The 19334-nt window shown below is 60.1% G+C and carries 17 protein-coding genes; 15 read left to right on the top strand and 2 right to left on the bottom strand.

Annotation, left to right across the window (positions count from 1 at the left end; translation table 11 throughout):
- Window positions 1–484: 484 nt before the first annotated feature.
- From ACIPY9_RS12920 to ACIPY9_RS12910, 3 genes are all read left to right on the top strand, one after another.
- Window positions 485–895, top strand: coding sequence for a hypothetical protein (locus ACIPY9_RS12920; protein ID WP_400701334.1), 411 nt, complete (start codon window positions 485–487; stop codon window positions 893–895).
- Window positions 896–1196: 301 nt separating this feature from the next.
- Window positions 1197–2090 (top strand): sensor histidine kinase, encoded by an 894-nt coding sequence (locus ACIPY9_RS12915; protein WP_400701331.1) that lies wholly within the window; start codon window positions 1197–1199, stop codon window positions 2088–2090.
- Window positions 2087–2746 (top strand): response regulator, encoded by a 660-nt coding sequence (locus tag ACIPY9_RS12910; RefSeq protein ID WP_400701328.1) that lies wholly within the window; start codon window positions 2087–2089, stop codon window positions 2744–2746. Before ACIPY9_RS12915 ends, ACIPY9_RS12910 begins: the two co-directional genes overlap by 4 nt.
- On the opposite strand, the gene yegS is transcribed toward ACIPY9_RS12910, so the two are convergent.
- Window positions 2730–3647: a lipid kinase YegS gene (yegS, locus tag ACIPY9_RS12905; protein WP_400701325.1), complete on the bottom strand. Its 918-nt coding sequence runs from the start codon at window positions 3645–3647 to the stop codon at window positions 2730–2732. The genes ACIPY9_RS12910 and yegS overlap by 17 nt on opposite strands.
- On the opposite strand from yegS, the gene ACIPY9_RS12900 reads away from it, so the two are divergent.
- The 12 genes from ACIPY9_RS12900 (at window position 3646) to ACIPY9_RS12845 (ending at window position 18415) form a co-directional block, all read left to right on the top strand.
- Window positions 3646–3855 carry a hypothetical protein gene (locus ACIPY9_RS12900; protein WP_400701322.1) on the top strand — a complete coding sequence of 70 codons (210 nt, stop codon included), beginning with the start codon at window positions 3646–3648 and terminating at the stop codon, window positions 3853–3855. The genes yegS and ACIPY9_RS12900 overlap by 2 nt on opposite strands.
- A gap of 266 nt (window positions 3856–4121) precedes the next feature.
- Window positions 4122–5558 (top strand): undecaprenyl-phosphate glucose phosphotransferase, encoded by a 1437-nt coding sequence (locus ACIPY9_RS12895; RefSeq protein WP_400701319.1) that lies wholly within the window; start codon window positions 4122–4124, stop codon window positions 5556–5558.
- On the top strand, window positions 5558–7015 hold the full coding sequence (locus tag ACIPY9_RS12890; protein ID WP_400701316.1) for a mannose-1-phosphate guanylyltransferase/mannose-6-phosphate isomerase: 1458 nt from the start codon (window positions 5558–5560) through the stop codon (window positions 7013–7015). The genes ACIPY9_RS12895 and ACIPY9_RS12890 overlap by 1 nt, the downstream gene beginning before the upstream one ends.
- A 144-nt stretch (window positions 7016–7159) precedes the next feature.
- The gene (locus tag ACIPY9_RS12885; RefSeq protein ID WP_400701313.1) at window positions 7160–7936 is read left to right on the top strand and encodes a polysaccharide biosynthesis/export family protein; all 777 of its coding nucleotides are present in this window, start codon (window positions 7160–7162) and stop codon (window positions 7934–7936) included.
- An 18-nt stretch (window positions 7937–7954) separates the two neighbouring features.
- On the top strand, window positions 7955–9946 hold the full coding sequence (locus ACIPY9_RS12880; protein WP_400701310.1) for an exopolysaccharide transport family protein: 1992 nt from the start codon (window positions 7955–7957) through the stop codon (window positions 9944–9946).
- Window positions 9946–11124, top strand: coding sequence for a glycosyltransferase (locus ACIPY9_RS12875; protein ID WP_400701589.1), 1179 nt, complete (start codon window positions 9946–9948; stop codon window positions 11122–11124). Before ACIPY9_RS12880 ends, ACIPY9_RS12875 begins: the two co-directional genes overlap by 1 nt.
- 1 nt (window position 11125) lies before the next feature.
- Window positions 11126–12442, top strand: coding sequence for a cellulase family glycosylhydrolase (locus tag ACIPY9_RS12870; RefSeq protein ID WP_400701307.1), 1317 nt, complete (start codon window positions 11126–11128; stop codon window positions 12440–12442).
- Between the two features lie 3 nt (window positions 12443–12445).
- The gene (locus tag ACIPY9_RS12865; protein ID WP_400701304.1) at window positions 12446–13663 is read left to right on the top strand and encodes a glycosyltransferase family 4 protein; all 1218 of its coding nucleotides are present in this window, start codon (window positions 12446–12448) and stop codon (window positions 13661–13663) included.
- On the top strand, window positions 13654–14754 hold the full coding sequence (locus ACIPY9_RS12860; RefSeq protein WP_400701301.1) for a glycosyltransferase family 4 protein: 1101 nt from the start codon (window positions 13654–13656) through the stop codon (window positions 14752–14754). Before ACIPY9_RS12865 ends, ACIPY9_RS12860 begins: the two co-directional genes overlap by 10 nt.
- Window positions 14754–16169, top strand: coding sequence for an O-antigen ligase family protein (locus tag ACIPY9_RS12855; protein ID WP_400701298.1), 1416 nt, complete (start codon window positions 14754–14756; stop codon window positions 16167–16169). The genes ACIPY9_RS12860 and ACIPY9_RS12855 overlap by 1 nt, the downstream gene beginning before the upstream one ends.
- Window positions 16166–16987 carry an acyltransferase gene (locus ACIPY9_RS12850; RefSeq protein ID WP_400701295.1) on the top strand — a complete coding sequence of 274 codons (822 nt, stop codon included), beginning with the start codon at window positions 16166–16168 and terminating at the stop codon, window positions 16985–16987. Before ACIPY9_RS12855 ends, ACIPY9_RS12850 begins: the two co-directional genes overlap by 4 nt.
- Before the next feature lie 12 nt (window positions 16988–16999).
- Window positions 17000–18415 carry a lipid II flippase MurJ gene (locus ACIPY9_RS12845; protein ID WP_400701292.1) on the top strand — a complete coding sequence of 472 codons (1416 nt, stop codon included), beginning with the start codon at window positions 17000–17002 and terminating at the stop codon, window positions 18413–18415.
- Between the two features lie 5 nt (window positions 18416–18420).
- Here the strand turns inward: ACIPY9_RS12845 and ACIPY9_RS12840 are convergent, their stop codons facing one another.
- Window positions 18421–19320, bottom strand: a complete 900-nt coding sequence (locus tag ACIPY9_RS12840) for a LysR family transcriptional regulator (RefSeq protein ID WP_400701289.1) — start codon at window positions 19318–19320, stop codon at window positions 18421–18423.
- Between the last annotated feature and the right edge of the window lie 14 nt (window positions 19321–19334).

The following is a 19334-nucleotide window of genomic DNA, read 5'->3' as shown; positions in this document are numbered from 1 at the left end:
GCATTGATGTCACATTACCATCATGCTTTACTGGTGTCGCACTGCCTGCGGCCAAATATGACAGAAAATTTCTGCCTGCCTCTCAAAAAAAGACGGGCCTGGACTGTTTGAGCCTAAGGGGAGGCCTGATCCCCCCTCAGGGCCAACCTGATATTCTCATCGTTCAATAGCCACTATTGTGACGCCATTCTCACTGCATGAATGGAGTCAGGCTTTTGTTCGCTTTCCGGCCCTCGCAACCGGCCACCTCCCCGAAACTCGTTGCCCTTCGTAAATCGCGATGCACTGTGGCACAAGTGGGGAATTTCCTGCAGGCCTGCAACAGGCATGAAGGCTTTTGGGCTTCAATCGTTAAATATCAAAGTGCCATCATTAAACAATATTCAGAAAAAGCCTACATACATTCATTTCAAATCAACATTAACTGTCTTGCACTCACCGCGAACCAAACAAATTCGCCATCCCGCATGTGTGGAGACAGAGGATGCTGAACGGCAATGAATGGCAGCAGGAGCACGATCAGTTCCTGACCGAATCCCTGACGCTTCTATACAAGTCAGAAGAATGCCTGTTGCACCTGGAAATGATTTCCGACGATGAAGATGCCATAGAGTGTCTTCAGACCACCCTGCTCAAGTTGACCCATGAAGCGGACAGGGCATCGGTCGAGTGCATTGCCGACTTTTCCCGACAACTCAGGTGCAGGCTCACCGAAGTGCGACAGGAAACAGGGCTTTCACCGGAAGCCCTGAACACGCTGAAAAGCTGTCTGGCCCTGATGTCCTGGCAACTGGAACTGATTGACCCACGCACCGGCGAACTGCTTCTGGACAGCGAAGAACAACAGGAGCTCCTGGAAAAACTCGCCAACATGGCCTGCTCGCACCGGAAATAAAACCTGCCCGCCTGTCACGTTCAAGCGCCCGTCTGCTTGAACGCTTTCACCTCGTAAAGATCACGCCACTAGTGAAGCAAAGCGGATGGAACAGCACTCCGCACACTCTCTGTTCAATGAAGAAATCAGGTTAACCATTAAATTGCCATTTATATTGGGGTAAGATTGCCGACCGGGCATGAAAAGGTTCTTTAATCAGAGGGCTACTCTTCATGTAATGAATCAGGTATTCATGTAATTGCCTGATAACGGCTCGACTTGTCGGGTTGTCCGCAATAATCCTTCAATGGCGCCATTCATCATGCAGGCCAGCAGTAAGCTCTCCCGATTTCGCTCGCTCAATACGAAAAATGCCCAATGGCTGACGAACGTGCTGTGTGTCGGCGCGATTCTGGGTAATACCGGCCTGTTTTTCAGCTCGAACGTGCTGCCTCTTTCACTGCTGATACTCAATCTGATCACCTTCCTCAGCATCTGGCTTACGCAACTGCGCAGCGACCAGTTGATCCAGTTGCAACCCCAGGAACTGGCAGAACGCATGCTGGAGGTTCAGGAAAGCGAACGTCACCGGCTCAGCCGGGAATTGCACGATGACATTGGCCAGATGCTGACCGCCGCGAAAATACAAGGGGACTGGCTGCAGCGTCGCCTGCCGGCAGAGCTGCAATCGCACGGCACCCAACTGAACGCCATTCTCGAAGAAACCCTGGATAAGGTGCGCGACCTGTCGGGCATTCTCAACCCGCGTCAATTGTCGAGCCTGGGGCTGGAGGCCAGTTTGCGCGCCCACCTCTTGAGCACCCTGGCCGACAGCCAGATACGCTGGAGCCTTGAGTGCCAGCAGCGCCTGACCGGCATTCCCGAAGAGATGGCAGTAGCGGCCTTCCGCATTACCCAGGAAGCCGTGACCAACATGCTGCGCCATTCCCATGCCAAGAATCTGCTGGTACGCCTGCAACGCCTGCCTGCCGGGCTGTCCCTGTTCATCGCCGACGACGGAACCGGTTTCGAGCCCGCCAGCAATCCCGCCCATGAAGGCCAGCGCGGCCTTGCCGGCATGGCCGAGCGTGTGGAGTTGCTGAACGGCACCTGGGCCTTGCACAGCGCACCGGGCAAGGGCACACAGATCGACATATCGTTTCCCTGGACGCCTCGTACTCACGAGCGCGCCAACGTGCACAAGACACCCCAATGACCTGCAATCTACTACTGATCGATGACCATGCGCTGATCAGGGCCGGCGTACGTGCCCTCGTGTCGGACATTCCAGGCTACGCCGTCATTGGCGAGGCATCCGATGGCGCCCAGTTGCCCAGCCTGGCGCTCGAACTAAGCCCGGACATCATTCTTCTGGACATCACCATGAAGGACACGGACGGTCTGGAGGCTCTGGAGCGACTGCTGGCGGTTCAACCGCACAGCAAGGTGCTGATCGTTTCGATGCATACCGACCCCGATACGATCATGCGCGCCCTGGAAATGGGGGCTCATGGCTATCTGCTCAAGGACACGACCGCCATAGAACTCGAACAGGCGCTGGAAGCCCTGCGCAGCGGTGAGCGCTACCTGAGCCCGGCCATCGCCCATACCGTGATCGATCGCGCCCTGCGCGGCGTCCAGCCAGAAAAGACCGAGCCTCTGGAAAAATACAACCTGACAGCCCGCCAGCTGGAGATCCTGCGCCTGATCGTTCGCGGAAAGTCCACCCGGGAAATCGCCAACGGCCTGGGGCTGAGCATCAAGACGGTAGAGACGCATCGCTCACAGATCATGAAGCGCCTGCAGATCTACGATGTCGCCGGCCTGGTCCTGTTTTGCGTCCGCGAACGGATCATCAGTCTGGACGATTGAAGGCGCGCTTCCCGCCGAGTATTGGCGAATGCCTGGGCAAATGAATCTGCAAGGCACCGGAGCGCGCCACAAACCGCAGGTTCTCGCCCGATAACGGTTCGCCATCCAGGTTGATGTCCAGCCCTTGCGCCGACTTGAGTTCGACCCAGGGCAAACGCGCACGCACAAACATGTTGTCGATCCCCAGCCCTCCCTCCAGCAATTGCCTGAGGGTCCCGACCACCTCCTGAGGTGCAGGAAGGATGCTGATATCCAGCATGCCGTCGTCGACCAGCGCCGTCGGACATAGCATGTGACCGCCCCCGGCCTGCCGTCCGTTGCCGATCCCCAGGGCAAGCAGATTGCCACGCCAGTGAAAATCCGGTCCGACCAGTTCCCCATGGGCCGCACGCAACTCACTGAAACGCGACAGGCCGGTAAACAGGTACGCCGCGCCCCCCAGAACCTTTTTCAGGTCTTCGGACGTGTTGGCCGTGACCTGACTGCCAAAACCACCAGTGGCCATATTCAGGAACAGCTTGCCGCCCACTTCCCCCAGGTCGACCGCACTGGGCTCGACATCCAGCAAGTCCAGCGCATCGGCCACCTCCAGCGGTACACCGGCAGCCCGCGCGAAATCATTGGCTGTACCCAGCGGCAGAATGGCGAGACTGCAAGACGTCCCGGCCAGCGCCAGGGCTTCGGCAATGTCTCGCAACGTCCCGTCGCCCCCTCCGGCAACGATATGGCGGTGCCCGGCCGCCAGCGCCTCGGCGACCAGACGCTGCGCATCACCCGCTTCCCAGGTCAGACGCACATCCAGCTCCCAGCCTTGTTGTCGCTTTTCCACGACTGCGTTACGTACGTCCTCATTAAGCGACTGCTTGCCATGCAGAATCAGAATCGCCCTACGTTTTGTCATGACGCCTCCCACGATTATTGGCTTCGATGAAAAAGCACTTTCCATTCAGTACCTGGATGTGACCCCACCGCGCAGAAAAAAACCTGCCGGTTTCAATAATTTTTTCCGCGCACGCCCGATGGAGAGAGACCCCGGAATTGCGGGGGGTAAAGCGTCCGAAATGCCATCAGTGACCACCCTTGAAGCCAAAATAAAAGCTCTGGATTGAAACTTTTTTTGTTTCATGAGCTTTACTGTCAAGAAACCTCCATTTGAGGGCCTCAAGCTTCAAAAAGAAGAGAAAAATCTTACGCTTTCAAAGGTTTTTCACGCCCCAGAAAATGGGACTCAATTAAGGCCGAGCCAGCCATGCGACAAATAAATGGCTTTTTTGTAAGAAAATAATAGAAAAGATATTTTTTTGACTCTAGGATATCGATACCCCGACAAACCATGGTTCTGCGCGCCATGGGTGTCATGTAGTGAGGGAGCTTTATGCGGCTGCAACCTGTGGACAGTCTTTCGCTTACACGCACCAGTCTGGTCGAGTACTTCCTTTTGGGCATCCGCCTGATACATGGCATTTCATGCATTCTGCCGGGGCTGCTGATCCTGCTTTTTCATCAGGACAACAACCTCGACAACCTTCAGGACTATGTCGTGATGCCGCTGTTCTTCAGCGTGGTCAGTGTCCTGATCTTCCAGGCGCTGGGCGTCTATTCCGAAGCACTGTTCAGCAACGCACTGCGCCTGCGCATCATCATCGTCGCCTGGACAGCGGCCTTCGGCCTGTTGCTGTTCATGCACCAGACCATGGGGTTCTTCGATCACTTGTCCAACGAACAACTGATTTTCTGGTACCTCACCAGCCTGGCGCTGTTCTGCGTCGTTCGCCTGCTGATGCTGGTGTTTTTCAAGCACCAGATGCGCAAGGGTATCTTCCTGCAGAACGCCGTCATCCTCGGGGCCACGGAAAACGGCCTGCGCCTGGCCGAATACCTGCTGGAGCATCAGGACATTCGTTCCGGCGTGACCGGTTTCATCGATGACCGCATCGGCCGCATGCCCAAGACCGTCGCCAACCTGCCCTTGCTGGGCAACACCAACGATCTGGAGCGGTTGATCCGGGAAGAAAAAGTCACCCAGGTGCTGGTAGCCCTGCCCTGGACCGCCGAAAACAGAATGGATTACATCATTCGCGAACTGCGCAGGCTGCCGGTGAATGTCCTGCTGGTGCCGGACATGATCGCCTTCCGGCACACCCATAACCGCATCACCGAAGTGGCCAAGCTGCCGATGTTCAATGCCTCCGATGTACCGCTCAATGGCTGGTCGCCGTTCTTCAAGCGGGCCGAGGACATTGTGCTGTCGACACTGGCAGTGCTGGCGCTGTCACCGGTCATGTTGCTCATTGCCCTGGCGATCAAGCTCGACTCCCCGGGTCCGGTGCTGTTCCGGCAGAAACGCTATGGCTACAACAACCGACTGATCGAGGTCTTCAAATTCCGTTCGATGCATCAGCACCAGGCCGATGCAACCGCCGAGCAACAAACCACGCGAGGTGACGCCAGGGTCACTCGGGTGGGGCGCTTCATACGCAAGACCAGCCTGGATGAGCTGCCACAACTGTTCAATGTCGTGGCAGGCAGCATGTCGATGGTGGGGCCGCGGCCTCATGCAACGGCGACCAAAGCGGCCGGCATTCTCTTCGAGCAAGCGGTGAAGGAGTACACGTCACGCCATCGGGTCAAACCGGGCATCACCGGTCTGGCACAGATCAAGGGCTATCGTGGTGAAACAGACACCGTGGAAAAAATCGAAAAGCGCGTCGAATTCGATCTTGAGTACATAGAAAACTGGTCCGTCTGGTTCGACCTTTACATCCTTATGCGCACTGTTCCGGCAGTGCTCTTCACTCGTGAGGCTTACTGATGAGCAACCTCATCCCCTGCATCATCGCCGGCGGGTCCGGCACTCGACTCTGGCCAGTCTCTCGCGAAGCCATGCCCAAGCCGTTCATGCGCCTTCCCGACGGCGAAAGTCTGCTGCAAAAGACCTTCATGCGCGCCACCGGCCTGCCGAAAGTCGAACGGTTGCTGACGGTCACCAACCGTGAAGTGTACTTCCGCACCGCAGACGACTATCGCCAGCTCAACAAGGGCAAGGTGCCTCTGGATTTCATCCTGGAGCCCTTCGGGCGCAACACCGCCCCGGCCATGGCGGCGGCGGCATTGCATGTGCTCAAGCGGTATGGCGAAGACGCCAAGTTGCTGGTGCTGCCCGCCGATCACCTGATCACCGATGTGGAAGCCTTTTCCAGAGCCGTCAGCACGGCCCGCGATCTGGCCGATCAGGGCTGGATGGTGACCTTCGGCATTCTGCCGACCAAACCGGAAACCGGTTTCGGCTATATCGAAAAAGGCCAGTCGCTCAATGCCGACGGTTATCAGGTGGCGCGCTTCGTCGAAAAACCCGATGCCGCCACGGCCCAGGGCTATGTGGATGGCGGGCTGCACCTGTGGAATGCGGGCATGTTCTGCATGCGTGCCGACGTTCTGCTGCGCGAGCTTGAAGCCCATGCCCCCGAAGTGCTGAGCACGGTCAAGGCCTGCCTCGAGAAAAGCATCGCCAAGGAAGGTAACCGGGAACTGCAACTGGAGCTGGACAGCGAGCTGTTCGCCGAGGTCCCGGACATTTCCATCGATTACGCCGTGATGGAGCGCTCGAAGAAAGTCGCCGTGGTGCCCTGCCAACTGGGCTGGAGCGATATCGGTTCATGGCAGGCCGTGCGCGAACTGACCCCCGTGGATACACGCGGCAACCAGTGCAACGGTGAGACGGTATTGCATGACGTGACCAACTGTTACATCGACTCGCCCAAGCGGCTGGTGGGTGCAGTGGGTCTGAATGACCTGATCATCATCGACACGCCCGATGCCCTGTTGATCGCCGACGGCAAGCGCAGTCAGGACGTGAAACTCATCGCCCAGGAGCTCAAGCGCCAGGGCCACGATGCCTATCGCCTGCATCGCACCGTCACCCGCCCCTGGGGCACCTACACCGTGCTCGAGGAAGGCAAGCGCTTCAAGATCAAGCGCATCGTGGTTCGTCCGCAAGGGTCACTTTCCCTGCAGATGCACCATCACCGCAGCGAACACTGGATCGTGGTCAGCGGCATGGCCAGGGTCACGAACGGCGAGCGCGAATTCATGCTTGATACCAACGAATCGACCTTCATCAAACCCGGCCATACCCACCGTCTGGTCAATCCGGGGGTCATCGATCTGGTGATGATCGAAGTGCAGAGCGGCGAGTATCTGGGCGAAGACGACATCGTTCGCTTCACGGATATCTATGGCCGGACTCCAGAGCAGACGGCCAAGACATGAAGCCCGAGCACAGCCGCCCCCTTGCCTTTTTGAAACGAACAACGAGGAACTGAACAGACACGCACTGGACCAGGCAGTACCCGCCAACATGTTTTCTTTACCCGCAAGGGAGCCTTATTCGTGCAGGACAGGAGTTCAGGACCCATGAAGCGCATTCTGCTGTTAATCAGCGTTTTGCTGTTAAGCGCTTGCAATACCCCGGCCCGTGTCGGTCTACCCGACGACAAGGCCCAGATCGAGGCAGGCATTGCCGCCGGCAAAGCCCTGGCGGGCAAGCCCTTGCCGCCGGAACGGATCCGTCCCGGAGACACCTTGCGTATCGTGCGCAATACCGGGGAGGCCCCCTCCATCTCGGCCTTCACCGCCAACTCGATCTATGAGCTGACCCTGTTTCAGGTGCTCAACGACGGGACCTTTTCCTATCCCTATATCGGAACGGTCAAGGCGGCGGGCCTGACCTTGCAGCAGCTCAACGACCTGCTGGAAAGCAAGCTCAAGGATGTCTATCGCGAGACAGCGTTGACCATCAACATTTCCCAGTCGCCGGGCAATACCGTGTTCGTGGGAGGCGCCGTCCGAAACTCGGTCACGCTGCCGGTCAATGTGGCCACCAACCTGGAGCAGGCCCTGGTCGGCGCAGGCGGTGTCGCAATCGATGCCGATGCCGGTCAGGTCGCGCTGCTTCGTCTGGAAGAAAACGGCCTCTACAAGACCTACTTCTTCGATTACAGCAAGTTTCTCTGGGCTGACGCTGGCGGGCCTCGTGCGCCAGTGCTGCTGCAACGCGGCGATGTAGTGTTCGTCCCCAAATCCTCGGTCGGAAACAAGGTGGACGGTGTCAGCCTGTACTTCAACCAGTTGATTCCTTTCGCGAAATCGATAGGCCTGGGCATGAACTACGAGTTGCGCAACAACAACTAATTCGTCAGGGAATCAGACATGATCAATATCCGCTCATTCCGCGATCTGCTGCGCCTGTTTTTTATCTTCAAGCGTGAAGTCAAGATCACCGTGCTGGTGACGTTCGTCATCGTTATCCTGGGTGCCTTCCTGCTCCCCAACCGTTACGAGTCCACGGCTCTGCTGCTGGTCAAGCCGGGCCGCGACAGCAGCACCGTGCCTATCGAGCTGTCAGACCGGCAGGCGATCGTCGTGCCCAGCGGCCTTCGGGACCCGCTGCTGGACGAAGAACGCATGCTCACCGGACGCCCGATCATGCGCACGGTGGCCGAGAAGTACCTGAACGAACTCTCCAAGATCCAGCCTGAGAGCGGTTTTCTGGCTTCGGTGAAAAACATCCTCAAGGACTCCGTACGGTCGGTGATCGATATCGGCCACGGCATTCTGCAATTCCTGGGTCTGGCGGAAAAACGCACGCCGATCGAAAGGCTCGCCGAGGACCTGGAGAAGAACTTCAAGGTGCGTCACGAACCCGGTTCGTCGGTGATGGAACTGACCTTCAACTGGAACGATCCGGCCACCGCCCAGCTCGTGCTCAAGACCTGGATCGACGAGTATCAGTTGCAGCGCACCAAGACCCTGGGCCGTGTCAGCCTCTATGCCTTCTATGAAACAGAAGTCAAAGCCATCGGTACCAACATCATTTCGTACAAGAAACAGATCCAGGGTTACCTGAACCAACTGGGCGCCGTGAGCATTTCCCAGCGCCTGGCCGATACCTCCCAGGGCCTGAACGACCTGCGCACCGAACGCAACAACACCATCCGCGCCATTGCTTCCACCAAGTCCGGGCTCGACACCCTGAAAAAACAACTGGCAGCGCAACCCAAGACGGTTTCCGCCGGTCGTGAACTGGCACTGAACCCGAACCGCCAGGACCTGCAGAACCGCATCAATGCCAAGGAGGTCGAGCGCCAGGAACTGCTGCGTTCGTTCAGAGAGCAGGCGCCGCCAGTCCGTGCCGCCAACGAAGAGATCAACAACCTCAAGCAATTGCTCAAGGAGCAGGAAGAGACTATCCAGCGTTCCGAAAGCATTACGCCCAACCCGATCTATAACCGCATGCAGAACGTGTATGCCGACCAGCAGACCAGCTACTCCCGCCTGCAGACCCAACTGGCACAACAGGATGCACAACTGGCGCAACTGGAAAGCGATCGCCAGCTGGCGCTGAAGCTGGAGCCGGAACTTTCACGCCTGCAGAACGAACTGGATGCCGCACAGAAAAGCTATGCGCTGTACACCGACAGCCTGGAAAAGGCGCGTATCGATCGTGAACTGGACAACAGCCAGATCAGCAACATCGCGATCATCGAAGACGCCACCTTCAACGGCAGCCGTGTCTTCCCCAAAAGTCTGCTGATGCTGCTTCTGGCCTTCCCGCTCAGTGCCATCGTGGGCTTCCTGGCGCTGTATTTCTTCTACCTGCTGGACCAGCGCATCCACGACGGCGACAAGATCGAAGGACGCTTCGGCGTGCCGGTCTGGACCAGTCTTCCGGACCTGGAGCGGGCGCAGGATCGCAGCGCGGCCTTTACCGCCAACCTGCACCGGATATACGGGATCCTGCCACTGGGCCAGATCGCGGAGAAAGGCCTGGCCATCGGCTTTACCTCCGTGCACCGGGGCGAAGGCGTGAAGTTCGTCATCTCCCGCCTGAGCACCCTATTGACCGAGCAAGGCCATCAGGTACGGACCGAAGGCCGTGGCCCGGCGAAACCGGGTGAGATCGTGCTGATCAATGCCTCGGGGGTCTATGGCAACCAGGAAGCGTTCGTCCTGCTGCGCGATGCCGATCAGATCGTGCTGGTGGTGCGTGCCGAACAGACAACCGTACCGATGCTTGAAGATGCCCTGACCACCTTGAACACCGCGTTCAAGAAAGTGGACGGCGTCATCCTCAACCGTCGCCGCTTCGAGGTGCCGGAGCACGTTCTGAAGTTCCTGAAACGCATCGGGAGCCGTGCGTGATGCGAATCGCCCTGCTCGCTCCGTTGCCACCGGAGCAGAACGGCATCGCCGATTATGCCGGGCACCTCAAGCATGCCCTGGAAAATCTGGGGGTGCAGGTCGACACGCCGTTGCAGGGCATCGGCAACGATCCGCGTCAGGCCGAAAAGCGTGTAGAGGACACAGACTGGAGCGGTATCGATCTGGTCCACGCCGAACTGGGCGGCGGGCGACTGGCCGAGTTCCAGGCGTTGCGTGCCTTGCGCAAGCGCTTTCCCGATCTGCCACTGACCGCTACCGTGCATGACCCGGAACGGCTGGTATGGCGGCGGGAAAAACTACCCTGGCCACTGTCCATCGCCAGCGGCATGCGCTCCCCCCTGCCAGAGATCGCCACAGTGCTGGCCGACCCGCTGTGCCTGCATGAAGAACGTCAACTGGCCAGAAGCATGACCCGTCTGGTGACCCTGACCCGTGCGGGCGGCCAGAGCCTGAGGCAACGCATGGGCCTGAAGGAGTCGCAGATGGCCGTGATCAGCCATGGCAACCTGGCGATCGAACCGGCTCCCCTGCCCCCCTTGCAGCCCTTGCGACTGCTGTACTTCGGGTTCATTTATCGCGGCAAGGGTATCGAAGACCTGCTCGATGCCCTGGCCAGAGTCTTTGTCACTCAACCGGAACTGCGCTCCCAGGTGCGTCTGACACTGGCCGGCGGCAGCGAGCCGGAAATGGCCTTCGGCCCTTCGGGCAGCTATCTGGACCAGTTGCGCCTGCGCATCCGGCAACTGGGGCTGAGCGATCTGATCGACTGGCAGCTGGACCTGCCCGCAGACCAGATCGCCACTGTCATCCAGGCCCATCATGTGATGGTCCTGCCCTATCGGGAGTCCAGCAAGCTCAAGATCCTGGGCAAACTGCGCGGCACCAGCGGCGCGCTGTCCTGGGCCACGGCCTGCGGACGCGGAGTGATCACATCGGACGCCCGCTCGTTCGCCGAAGAGGTCTCCCATGGCAACGGCATGATCTACCCCCAGGGCGATGTCGCCGCTCTGGCCAGCGCACTGAGTCGTATCTGTACCGCACCCGACAAGGCCATTCAGTGGGCCGAAAATGCAATGCAGATGGGCAAGGCCAGAGTCTGGAGTCAGACGGCCGAACGCTTCAGGGATGTTTTCCGGCAGGCCTGCGAGGTGGACTGATATGCAACGCCAATCAAGATCATGGAAAACCATCGTCACACTGCTGACCGGTGCCCTCGCACTGAGCAGTGCCGTCCAGGCCGCCACTCTTCTGCAGGCCCCACGGGCTGTGGTCTGGAAGGACTTCCTGGGCGTCAACGTCCAGTTCCAGTACTTCGCGCCCGAGATCTATCAACAGCAAATGGCACGCCTGGACGCACTGGGGCTGAACTGGGTGCGACTGACCATTCACTGGCCGATCATCGAGCCCGTTCAGGATCAGTACAACCTGACGGATCTGGACGCCGCCATGGCGGCCATCAAAAACCACCACTACAACACTGTCGCGTATCTGGTCGGCTCGGCCCCCTTTGCCAGCGATTCGGCCTCAAGCGCCCAGGGGCGAGATCAGTATCCTCCCAAGGATTTCAACGTCTTCGCCGCCCGCATGGCTGCACTGGCCCAACGCTATTCCCATGTCGAGAACTGGCAGGTCTGGAACGAGCCTAATATCGTCTGGCTGCCCCAGGCGGACCCGGTTGCCTATGGCAACCTGCTGACCACCACTGCCAATGCCATTCGTGCGGTCTTGCCGAACAAGACAATCGTCACAGCCGGGATGGCCTATTACAGCCAGATGCAGCATACATCCGGCTATATGTTGCAAACGCTGGTCGAAAATGGCCTGGGCACACAAAACATCGTCGCGGCGTATCACCCGTACTCCGAATATCCCGAAGGCGACTCGGTGACCGACAAGGACTTCCTGGTGCGCGCCAATGCCATGAACACGTTGCTGCACAACAGCGGCGTCCCGCAGGTCTGGGCCACCGAATGGGGCTGGTCGAGCTATGCCGGCCCCGTGGAGATGCAGGCCCTCATTGGCACCTCGGGCCAGGCCGACTACACCCTGCGCCGCCTGGCACTGATGAGCACCATGGATTTCCAGCGCATCTTCCTGTTCAACCTGAGCGATTTCGACGAGCGCGCCACGGCCCGCGATCAGGCCTATGGCTTGCTTGACCTGCTGGGTAATCCCAAGCCGGTCTATACCGCCCTGCAGAACTTCCTGAATATCACAGGCCCGAGCCTGGAACCCGCCGCGCCACCGGCCTTCAGCAACACCCCTTCTGACCTGTATGCGATGTCCTGGACACGCAACGACGGAAAACGCCTGTTGATGTTCTGGAGTGCCAGCGGTGTCACCCTGACACTCCCAAACATCAATGAAGGCATTGTGCATGACCCTCTGACCGGAACTCAGACGCCATTGTCCGGTGATCAGGGCATCAGCCTGGCACTCAAACCTTCCCTGCAAATTCTGGAGTGGAATCCATAAGTCATGCGAATTCTATGGACACTTCCCTACCTGCCATGGCCCACCACCAGTGGCGGCAAGACACGCGAATATCACTTGCTGCGCAACCTCGCGGCACGGGGACACCGCATCACTCTGCTGGTGCAATCCAAGACACCGCTGGACGATGCCTGCCGCAGCGCACTCGAGCCCTGGCTCGAACGCCTGATCGTCATTGATCGCCGTCCACTGTTCAGCCTGCGCACCCTGCTGGCCGTTGCCTTCGCCTCTCCGCCCATGCTGGCCAGCGTCAACGGTTACTCACCGACACTGGAAAAGGCCTTCGAGCAGTTGCTTGAGGAAGACTGGGACATCATCCAGCTTCAGCACACCTACGCCTTCCAGCCTTTCGAGCGGGCACTCAAGCGCTCCGGCAAGCCCTTCGTGCTCACCGAGCACAATGTCGAATCGGCCCTGGGGGCCGCCAGCTATGATCGTCTGCCCCGCTGGGCCGGTGCTTTTGCCCGCTACGACCGCTGGCGCTATCGGCGCTGGGAACTGCACGTGTTCAAGCAGACCAGCGAGCTGGTTGCCGTGACCGAAGAAGATGCCAAGGTCCTTTCTCGCCTGAGTGGCCGGGCCACCTCCATCGTGGTCAACAGCGTCGATTGCAGCTATTACGCCAATGTTCATGCAGACCGTTACAACCATCGTCTGCTGTTCATCGGCAACTACGAATACGCCCCCAATGTGGATGCCGTCGAGTGGGCGATGGAAGAAATCATGCCGCGGCTATGGGAGCTTTCCCCCACCGTGCGCCTTGTGATTGGCGGCTTCGCCATGCCTGAAGCCTGGCGTGAGCGCTGGACAGACCCTCGCATCGAATGGCTGGGCTTCGTACCGGACCTGCGCGCCCTGCAGAGCAGCACCTCAATGTTTTTCGCCCCCCTGCGCCAGGGCGGCGGCTCGAAACTCAAGATTCTGGAAGCCATGGCCGCCGGGCTGCCTGTGGTCACGACCGGACAAGGTGTGTCGGGGCTGGACGTGGTCAACGGCGAGCACTATCTGGGCAGCGAGGACGCGGCGCAACTGGCACGCCTGATCGCGGACAACATCGACAGCCCTGCGCGTCTCATCCAGCTTGGCGAAGCCGGACGAGCCTATGTGCGCTCGCGCCATGACTGGTCCGTCTCGGCCGCTCAACTGGAAGGCATCTACACCCGACTTTCGCCCCCCAAGCAAGGACAACGCACATGCGTATAGGACTCGATTACCGCGCCTCGGCCGGTTATCCCATCAGCGGCATCGGTCGCCAGAACTTCGCCCTGGAAGAAGCCTTTCGCGCTCACCCCGATGTCCAGTTGCAACTGTTCGGGGTGGCTCCTTACAACCATCCGATCCGTCGCCTGATTCATGCGCCCCGCTGGGCCACGCCACTGAACTCGGTACACCGTCTGCACGATCGCCTGGGGTTCGAGGGGCTGTTCCTGCCAAAGGCCCTGCGCGATGCCGAAGTGCAGATCTATGTCGCCAATATCAACATGGGCCTGCCTGTCGGGCGAAAACCCGCGAACATGCGTTATGTGTTGCAACTGCATGACCTGTTCCAGATCACCCAGCAGAACAACCACGGTTCACGCCTGAAAGCGGGCATCTATCGTCTGACAGATTACCTTTCGATCGCTTACTCACTGAAAGTGGCCGATGTGGTGTGGGTCCCGTCTCAGTTCACGGCCAACGAAGTGCTGCGCCTGTTTCCATCCGCCCGGGAAAAGCTGCGCGTGGTGCCCTTGCTGGTCGAAGGTTTCAAGGGAGAACCGGCCGACATCCGCTCACTGCAACTGCCCGAGCGTTACTGGTTGTGTGTCGGCACCCGCGAGCCACGCAAGAACATGCCATGGTTCGTCGATGCCTGGCAAAACGCACGCCTTCAGTTCCCGACCGTACCGGAACTGGTGCTGGTAGGTGGTGACGAACCCTTGAACGACTCACAGCGCAAGCTGCCGGGCCTGCATGTGCTCAGCGGCATCAGCGATGACGAACTGCATGCGGTCTATGCCGAGGCCGACCGGCTATGGCAACCGTCCTATGCCGAAGGCTTCGGCCTTCCGGTCATCGAAGCGTTGAGGGTCGGCACTCCGGTTGCCGTGGCCTCCGGCTCGTCGCTGGATGAGATCACACCACCGGACAGCCCACGTTTCTCGCCCACGGACAGCAGCGCACTGGTCCAGTTGATGGGGACGCTGTCCACGGCCCCGGAAGAAGACCCCGCCGCCTTGAAAGCCTGGACGACCACTTATGACCGGGAAGCGTTCTACAAACGCGTGCATGAAGCACTCGAGGAGTTGCGCTGATGCCGATCGCCATGCCTATAGGGCTGATCTTCGGTCTGGCCTTCGGAGTATTGATCTGGCTGCTGCCGGCTTCCAAGGTGCTGCTGGTGGCGGCCGGCGTCGCGTCCATCGTCACGGTCATACGCCAGCCGATACGCGGGTTGCTGCTGTTTTGCGTCATCGGTGCCTTCATCCCCTACTCCACGGTGCAGATCGGTATCCGTACCACCGTGTCCGAAGCCTTGATCATGCTGACCTGGGCCAGCTATCTGTTTCAGGCAATGTTCTTCGAGCAGACTGCCGTGCCGAAGATGATGCGCACCGAACGCCTGCTGCTGGCCCTGATGCTGTTCAGCGCCTTCCCGTTCCTGATCGGCCAGGTCACGGTCGTGGCTGAAGGCAACGGCCCGATCAACTGGGTCCGCTGGTTGTTCAACCTGTCGATCCTGTTTCTGGTGCCACGCCTGCTGCAAGACAGAAAAAACCTGGAGCATCTGGTCATTGCCGTGCTGGTGGGCACGCTGATGCTGCTGGTGCTGTCGATCCCGACCTACGTCATCAATGGCTCGGCCTCGGCAATTACCCCCGTTCTGGCCATCATGGGCTATGGCGGTCTGGACGTGCTCGGCCAGAGCCTTCTGTCCCTGTCCAGCCGCATGGGCTCGCCCTGGCTCCACCCCAACGTGGCGGGGGGCGCCATGGCCATGATCCTGCCGTTGGCCTTCTGCTTCGGCATCACGCGCAGCGGCGGCGCTCGCTCGCTGGGCCTGATGGTGGCGGCGCTGGGCGGTATCGGTCTGCTGCTGACCGGCTCACGGGGTGCTCTGTTCAGCCTGTTGGCAATCATGCTCTGGATGGCCCGTCGACGTATCCCGTACCTGGGCCGCCTGCTGGTCGGCGGCGGGATCGCGGGCATGCTGCTGTTGATGTTCTACCCGCCATTGCAGGACCGCCTGCTGACCCTGTTCGGTGACGACGACACCAGTACGGCCATCCGCTTTCTGGAATACACCCACTTCCCGCAGGCCATGGCCACGTTCCCGTTCGGCATCGGCTTCAAGACCGACCCGCCCGTCCTGGGCTACACGCAATTCGGTATTTCCAACCTGTGGCTGAACTTCATCTACAAGCTCGGCCTCCCGGGCATGCTGTTGTTCATCGCCGTGACCTGGAGCTGGTGGAAGGAAGTACGCCCCGAGTCCGACCGCATTATCCTGACCCATGACAACGCCATTGGCATGGGCTGCATGATCGGCGTTCTGGCGGCCCTGTTCAGCGGTCTCTTCGACCACTACTTCAGCTTCACCAGCGTACTGATCGCGCTCTTCTGGCTGTTCGTCGGTATCAGCCTGCACGAAACCAGACGCCTGCGCGCCAGCCCCGCGAACACCACCCATTCCCCCATCGCTTCACCCGACCTGGGAACGTCACGATGAAACACCGCATGATGCACTCGCATAACCTCAGAGAGGCTCTGCCCGAATATGCCCGGAAAATGGGCGTGGACCTCGAAGAGTTAGAGGCCGCTTACCAGTGGATGCTGGACAACGAAGTGTGCTTTGAAACCCGGATCAAGAACACGACCCTGTCCTTCATCTGCTACCTGAACATCGAGCCGAGAATCGAACACCCGCTGGCACGGCGCTTCTATCGACTGCTGTCCAGCGAAACACTGGGAGCCTTGATTCCCTTGTACGGCATCAACTGGCCGACCCTGCGCGATCGCATGCTGCGCACCTGGGAGCAGATCTACAACATCCTGATCTGCAAGATCCCCAGCCATACCTTGCGCCTGCTCTGGCTGCGCATGGGCGGTGCAAAGATCGGCAAGGGCTCGACGGTCTGGCGCAATACCGAAGTGCTGGGCGTAGACAGCCTGCGCATCGGCAATGACTCAACGGTGGGCTGGCATTGCCAGCTCGATGCGCGTGGTGGCCTGGTGATCGGCGACCATGTGACCATCGCCTCACATGTCCTGATCATTGCCGGCGGACACGATCTGAACGAGCCGGAATTCTGGGCGGTGGGCGGCCCGGTATACATTGGCGACTACGCCTGGATCTGCAGCCGGGCCCTGCTCTCGTTCGGTGCCGATATTGGCGAAGGGGCCGTGGTCGGGGGTGGCGGCATCGTTTCCAAACCCATTCCGCCCTACGCCATCGTCAGCGGCCCGAATGCCGAAATCAAAGGTGAGCGCGCCCGTAACCTCAACTACAAAGTGGGCGGCAAAGGCTTGTTCACTTTGTTCCATTAAGCCGCCCTCGCCATGCTCGGTTCGACCCTGTGGCTGACGCTGGCCACACTCACCGGCCTGGCGGCCGGATTTGCCCGCGAGTGGCTGCTGGTTGCCGCCTGGGGCGCAGGCAGCCAGAGCGATGCGTTTCTGGTGTCGATGTTTCTGCCCGAAGCCTTGCGCATGTCCCTGGCAGCCGGGCTGCTGAGCGCGGCCGCCTTGCCGCTGTATCAGCAACGCGATACCGGACAGCAACAGCGCTGGCTTCAGGCGCTGATACCACGCCTGCTGATCTTCGGCGTATTGCTCAGCCTGATTCTGAGTGTCGGTGCCGGTTTGTGGGTCCGCCTGATCGGACCGGGGCTGGACGCCGACGGCTACGCCCAGGCAGGCAGCGGCCTGCACTGGCTGGCCTGGTGTGCGCCGGGTTTTATCCTCCACGGTCTGTTGTGCATTCCCTTGCAGGCGCGCTCGCGCTTCGTGCTGGCGGGGATGGGCTCGCTGCTGTTCAACCTGCCGCCAGTGATCTACCTCGCCACGCTCAGTCACGCTGCCACCCCGGCCGGCCTGGCCTTTACCTGTGTACTGGGCAGTCTGCTGATGCCCGGCGTGCTGCTGCCGACCCTCTACCGCTCAGGCTGGCGCCCCTGGCACTGGCAGACCGAACCGGGGGCGGTGCGCGAATTGCTCCAGCGTATCGGCCCGCTCTTGAGCAGCAATCTGGCCAGTCAGGGGCTGGCGCTGCTGGAACGGATGGTCGCCTCGCTGCTGGGAGAAGGTGCGGTGACCTGGATCAACCTGGCACGCAAACTCATCAACCTGCCCTTGATTGCCCTGATGAGCCTGAATCAGGTCCTGCTGGGCCTGATGAGCGGCAGTGCCGAGCAACAGCGCCTGTCACTGCTGCGCCGCGGGCTGGCCAGCGCCACCTTGCTGACCCTGCCTGCGGTGACCGGCCTGATCGGCGCAGCAGGCGCACTGGTGGTGCTGTTACTGCCCAACCAGACCCACGACGGTCCCCTGCCACAATTGCTGGCCTGGTTTTCCGTACCCTTGATGTTCGGTGCCTGGAATGCCCTGCTGGCGCGTTATGCCTATGCCGATGGGGATACCCGCCTGCCCTTGAACTGCGAGTTGATCGGCAGCCTGTGCAATGCCGTGCTACTGGGCACGCTGCCGTTTCTGTTCGGGTTGACCGGCATCGCCATCGCTGCACTGGGCGGTGCGCTGGTGACGGGCCTGCTGCTGATGCGACGCCAGTCCCTGCTGGCCGTGGTGCCGTGGCGCAGTCACTGGCTGCTGGCCACACTGTTCATGCTGCTGGCAGCCCTGTTGCTGCACCCCTTGCAAGCGATCTGGCTGCAACTGGCGCTGGGCTGCGCCTATAGCGCGGCACTGCTGGTCGGGCTGGCCTTGTGGCTGAAACCCTGGCGCGCCTTTCGCGAATGAATCTGCTACTTCAGCGTGCAGATTTCCTTCATGGTCTTGCGCAACCAGCGGTGGGCCGGGTCCTTGTCGAAGCGGGGATGCCAGGCCTGACTCACCACCACGGCCTCAAGCGACAACGGAATCTCGAAGGCACGCATGCGCAGTCCCAGCCGGTCCATGCCCCAGAGCACCGGCTCGGGCAGCGGCAATAACAGATCCGACCCGGCAATGCCGAATATCGCCGAGTGAAAGTTCGGGGTAATCATGGCGATACGCCGCTCAAGCCCCAATTCCGCCAGTGCCGGGTCTATAGGGCCTCGGGCCAGCCCGCGTCGGGATACGCTGATCTGGTCGTAGGCGGCAAAGCGCTCCGGGGTGATAGGGGCATCGAAAATGGGATGCCCTTCTCGAGCCAGTCCACAGAAGCGCGTGCTGAACAGCGTCTGCACCTTGATCTCCGGGCCAAAATTGAGCCGCGAAGAAATGTGCATATCGATGCGACCCTCGCGCAGGGCATCGTCATCGCCCGTGCCCTCGGGCACAAAGCGCAACGTACAACCCGGTGCCCCCGCACGCATGGCTTCCAGCATTTTCGCCCCGAAGGTGCCAAAGAACACGTCGTTGGAACGCACATTGAAACAGCGTTCCAGCGTCAGCATGTCCACTTCATCGCGGGCCTGGAAAACCTGGGCCGCCTCCTCAAGCAGCTCCCGGACCTGGGCCTGCATGGCCAGCGCCCGAGGTGTCGGCACCAGACCACGCCCGGCACGGACCAGCACCGGATCACCCAGCGCCTCGCGAATCCGCGTCAATGTCCGGCTCATCGCCGCCGGGCTCAGATGCATACGCCGCGCCGCGCCCACGACACTGCCCTCTTCAAGCAAGGCATCGAGCGCGATCAGCAGATTCAGGTCGGGGAGTTGCATGGATAACATTCCGT

Origin of the sequence: Pseudomonas sp. NPDC089734, from assembly GCF_044748865.1 — a bacterium.
Taxonomy (GTDB): Bacteria; Pseudomonadota; Gammaproteobacteria; order Pseudomonadales; family Pseudomonadaceae; genus Aquipseudomonas.
This window is presented reverse-complemented; position numbering and strand designations above follow the sequence as displayed.

What these genes read in the sequence shown, in the direction of transcription:
- ACIPY9_RS12920 (WP_400701334.1), top strand. Translation starts at nt 485, where the DNA reads ATGCTGAACGGCAATGAATGGCAGCAGGAGCACGATCAGTTCCTGACC.
- ACIPY9_RS12915 (WP_400701331.1), top strand. Translation starts at nt 1,197, where the DNA reads ATGCAGGCCAGCAGTAAGCTCTCCCGATTTCGCTCGCTCAATACGAAA.
- ACIPY9_RS12910 (WP_400701328.1), top strand. Translation starts at nt 2,087, where the DNA reads ATGACCTGCAATCTACTACTGATCGATGACCATGCGCTGATCAGGGCC.
- ACIPY9_RS12900 (WP_400701322.1), top strand. Translation starts at nt 3,646, where the DNA reads ATGACGCCTCCCACGATTATTGGCTTCGATGAAAAAGCACTTTCCATT.
- yegS (WP_400701325.1), bottom strand. Translation starts at nt 3,647, where the DNA reads ATGACAAAACGTAGGGCGATTCTGATTCTGCATGGCAAGCAGTCGCTT.
- ACIPY9_RS12895 (WP_400701319.1), top strand. Translation starts at nt 4,122, where the DNA reads ATGCGGCTGCAACCTGTGGACAGTCTTTCGCTTACACGCACCAGTCTG.
- ACIPY9_RS12890 (WP_400701316.1), top strand. Translation starts at nt 5,558, where the DNA reads ATGAGCAACCTCATCCCCTGCATCATCGCCGGCGGGTCCGGCACTCGA.
- ACIPY9_RS12885 (WP_400701313.1), top strand. Translation starts at nt 7,160, where the DNA reads ATGAAGCGCATTCTGCTGTTAATCAGCGTTTTGCTGTTAAGCGCTTGC.
- ACIPY9_RS12880 (WP_400701310.1), top strand. Translation starts at nt 7,955, where the DNA reads ATGATCAATATCCGCTCATTCCGCGATCTGCTGCGCCTGTTTTTTATC.
- ACIPY9_RS12875 (WP_400701589.1), top strand. Translation starts at nt 9,946, where the DNA reads ATGCGAATCGCCCTGCTCGCTCCGTTGCCACCGGAGCAGAACGGCATC.
- ACIPY9_RS12870 (WP_400701307.1), top strand. Translation starts at nt 11,126, where the DNA reads ATGCAACGCCAATCAAGATCATGGAAAACCATCGTCACACTGCTGACC.
- ACIPY9_RS12865 (WP_400701304.1), top strand. Translation starts at nt 12,446, where the DNA reads ATGCGAATTCTATGGACACTTCCCTACCTGCCATGGCCCACCACCAGT.
- ACIPY9_RS12860 (WP_400701301.1), top strand. Translation starts at nt 13,654, where the DNA reads ATGCGTATAGGACTCGATTACCGCGCCTCGGCCGGTTATCCCATCAGC.
- ACIPY9_RS12855 (WP_400701298.1), top strand. Translation starts at nt 14,754, where the DNA reads ATGCCGATCGCCATGCCTATAGGGCTGATCTTCGGTCTGGCCTTCGGA.
- ACIPY9_RS12850 (WP_400701295.1), top strand. Translation starts at nt 16,166, where the DNA reads ATGAAACACCGCATGATGCACTCGCATAACCTCAGAGAGGCTCTGCCC.
- ACIPY9_RS12845 (WP_400701292.1), top strand. Translation starts at nt 17,000, where the DNA reads ATGCTCGGTTCGACCCTGTGGCTGACGCTGGCCACACTCACCGGCCTG.
- ACIPY9_RS12840 (WP_400701289.1), bottom strand. Translation starts at nt 19,320, where the DNA reads ATGCAACTCCCCGACCTGAATCTGCTGATCGCGCTCGATGCCTTGCTT.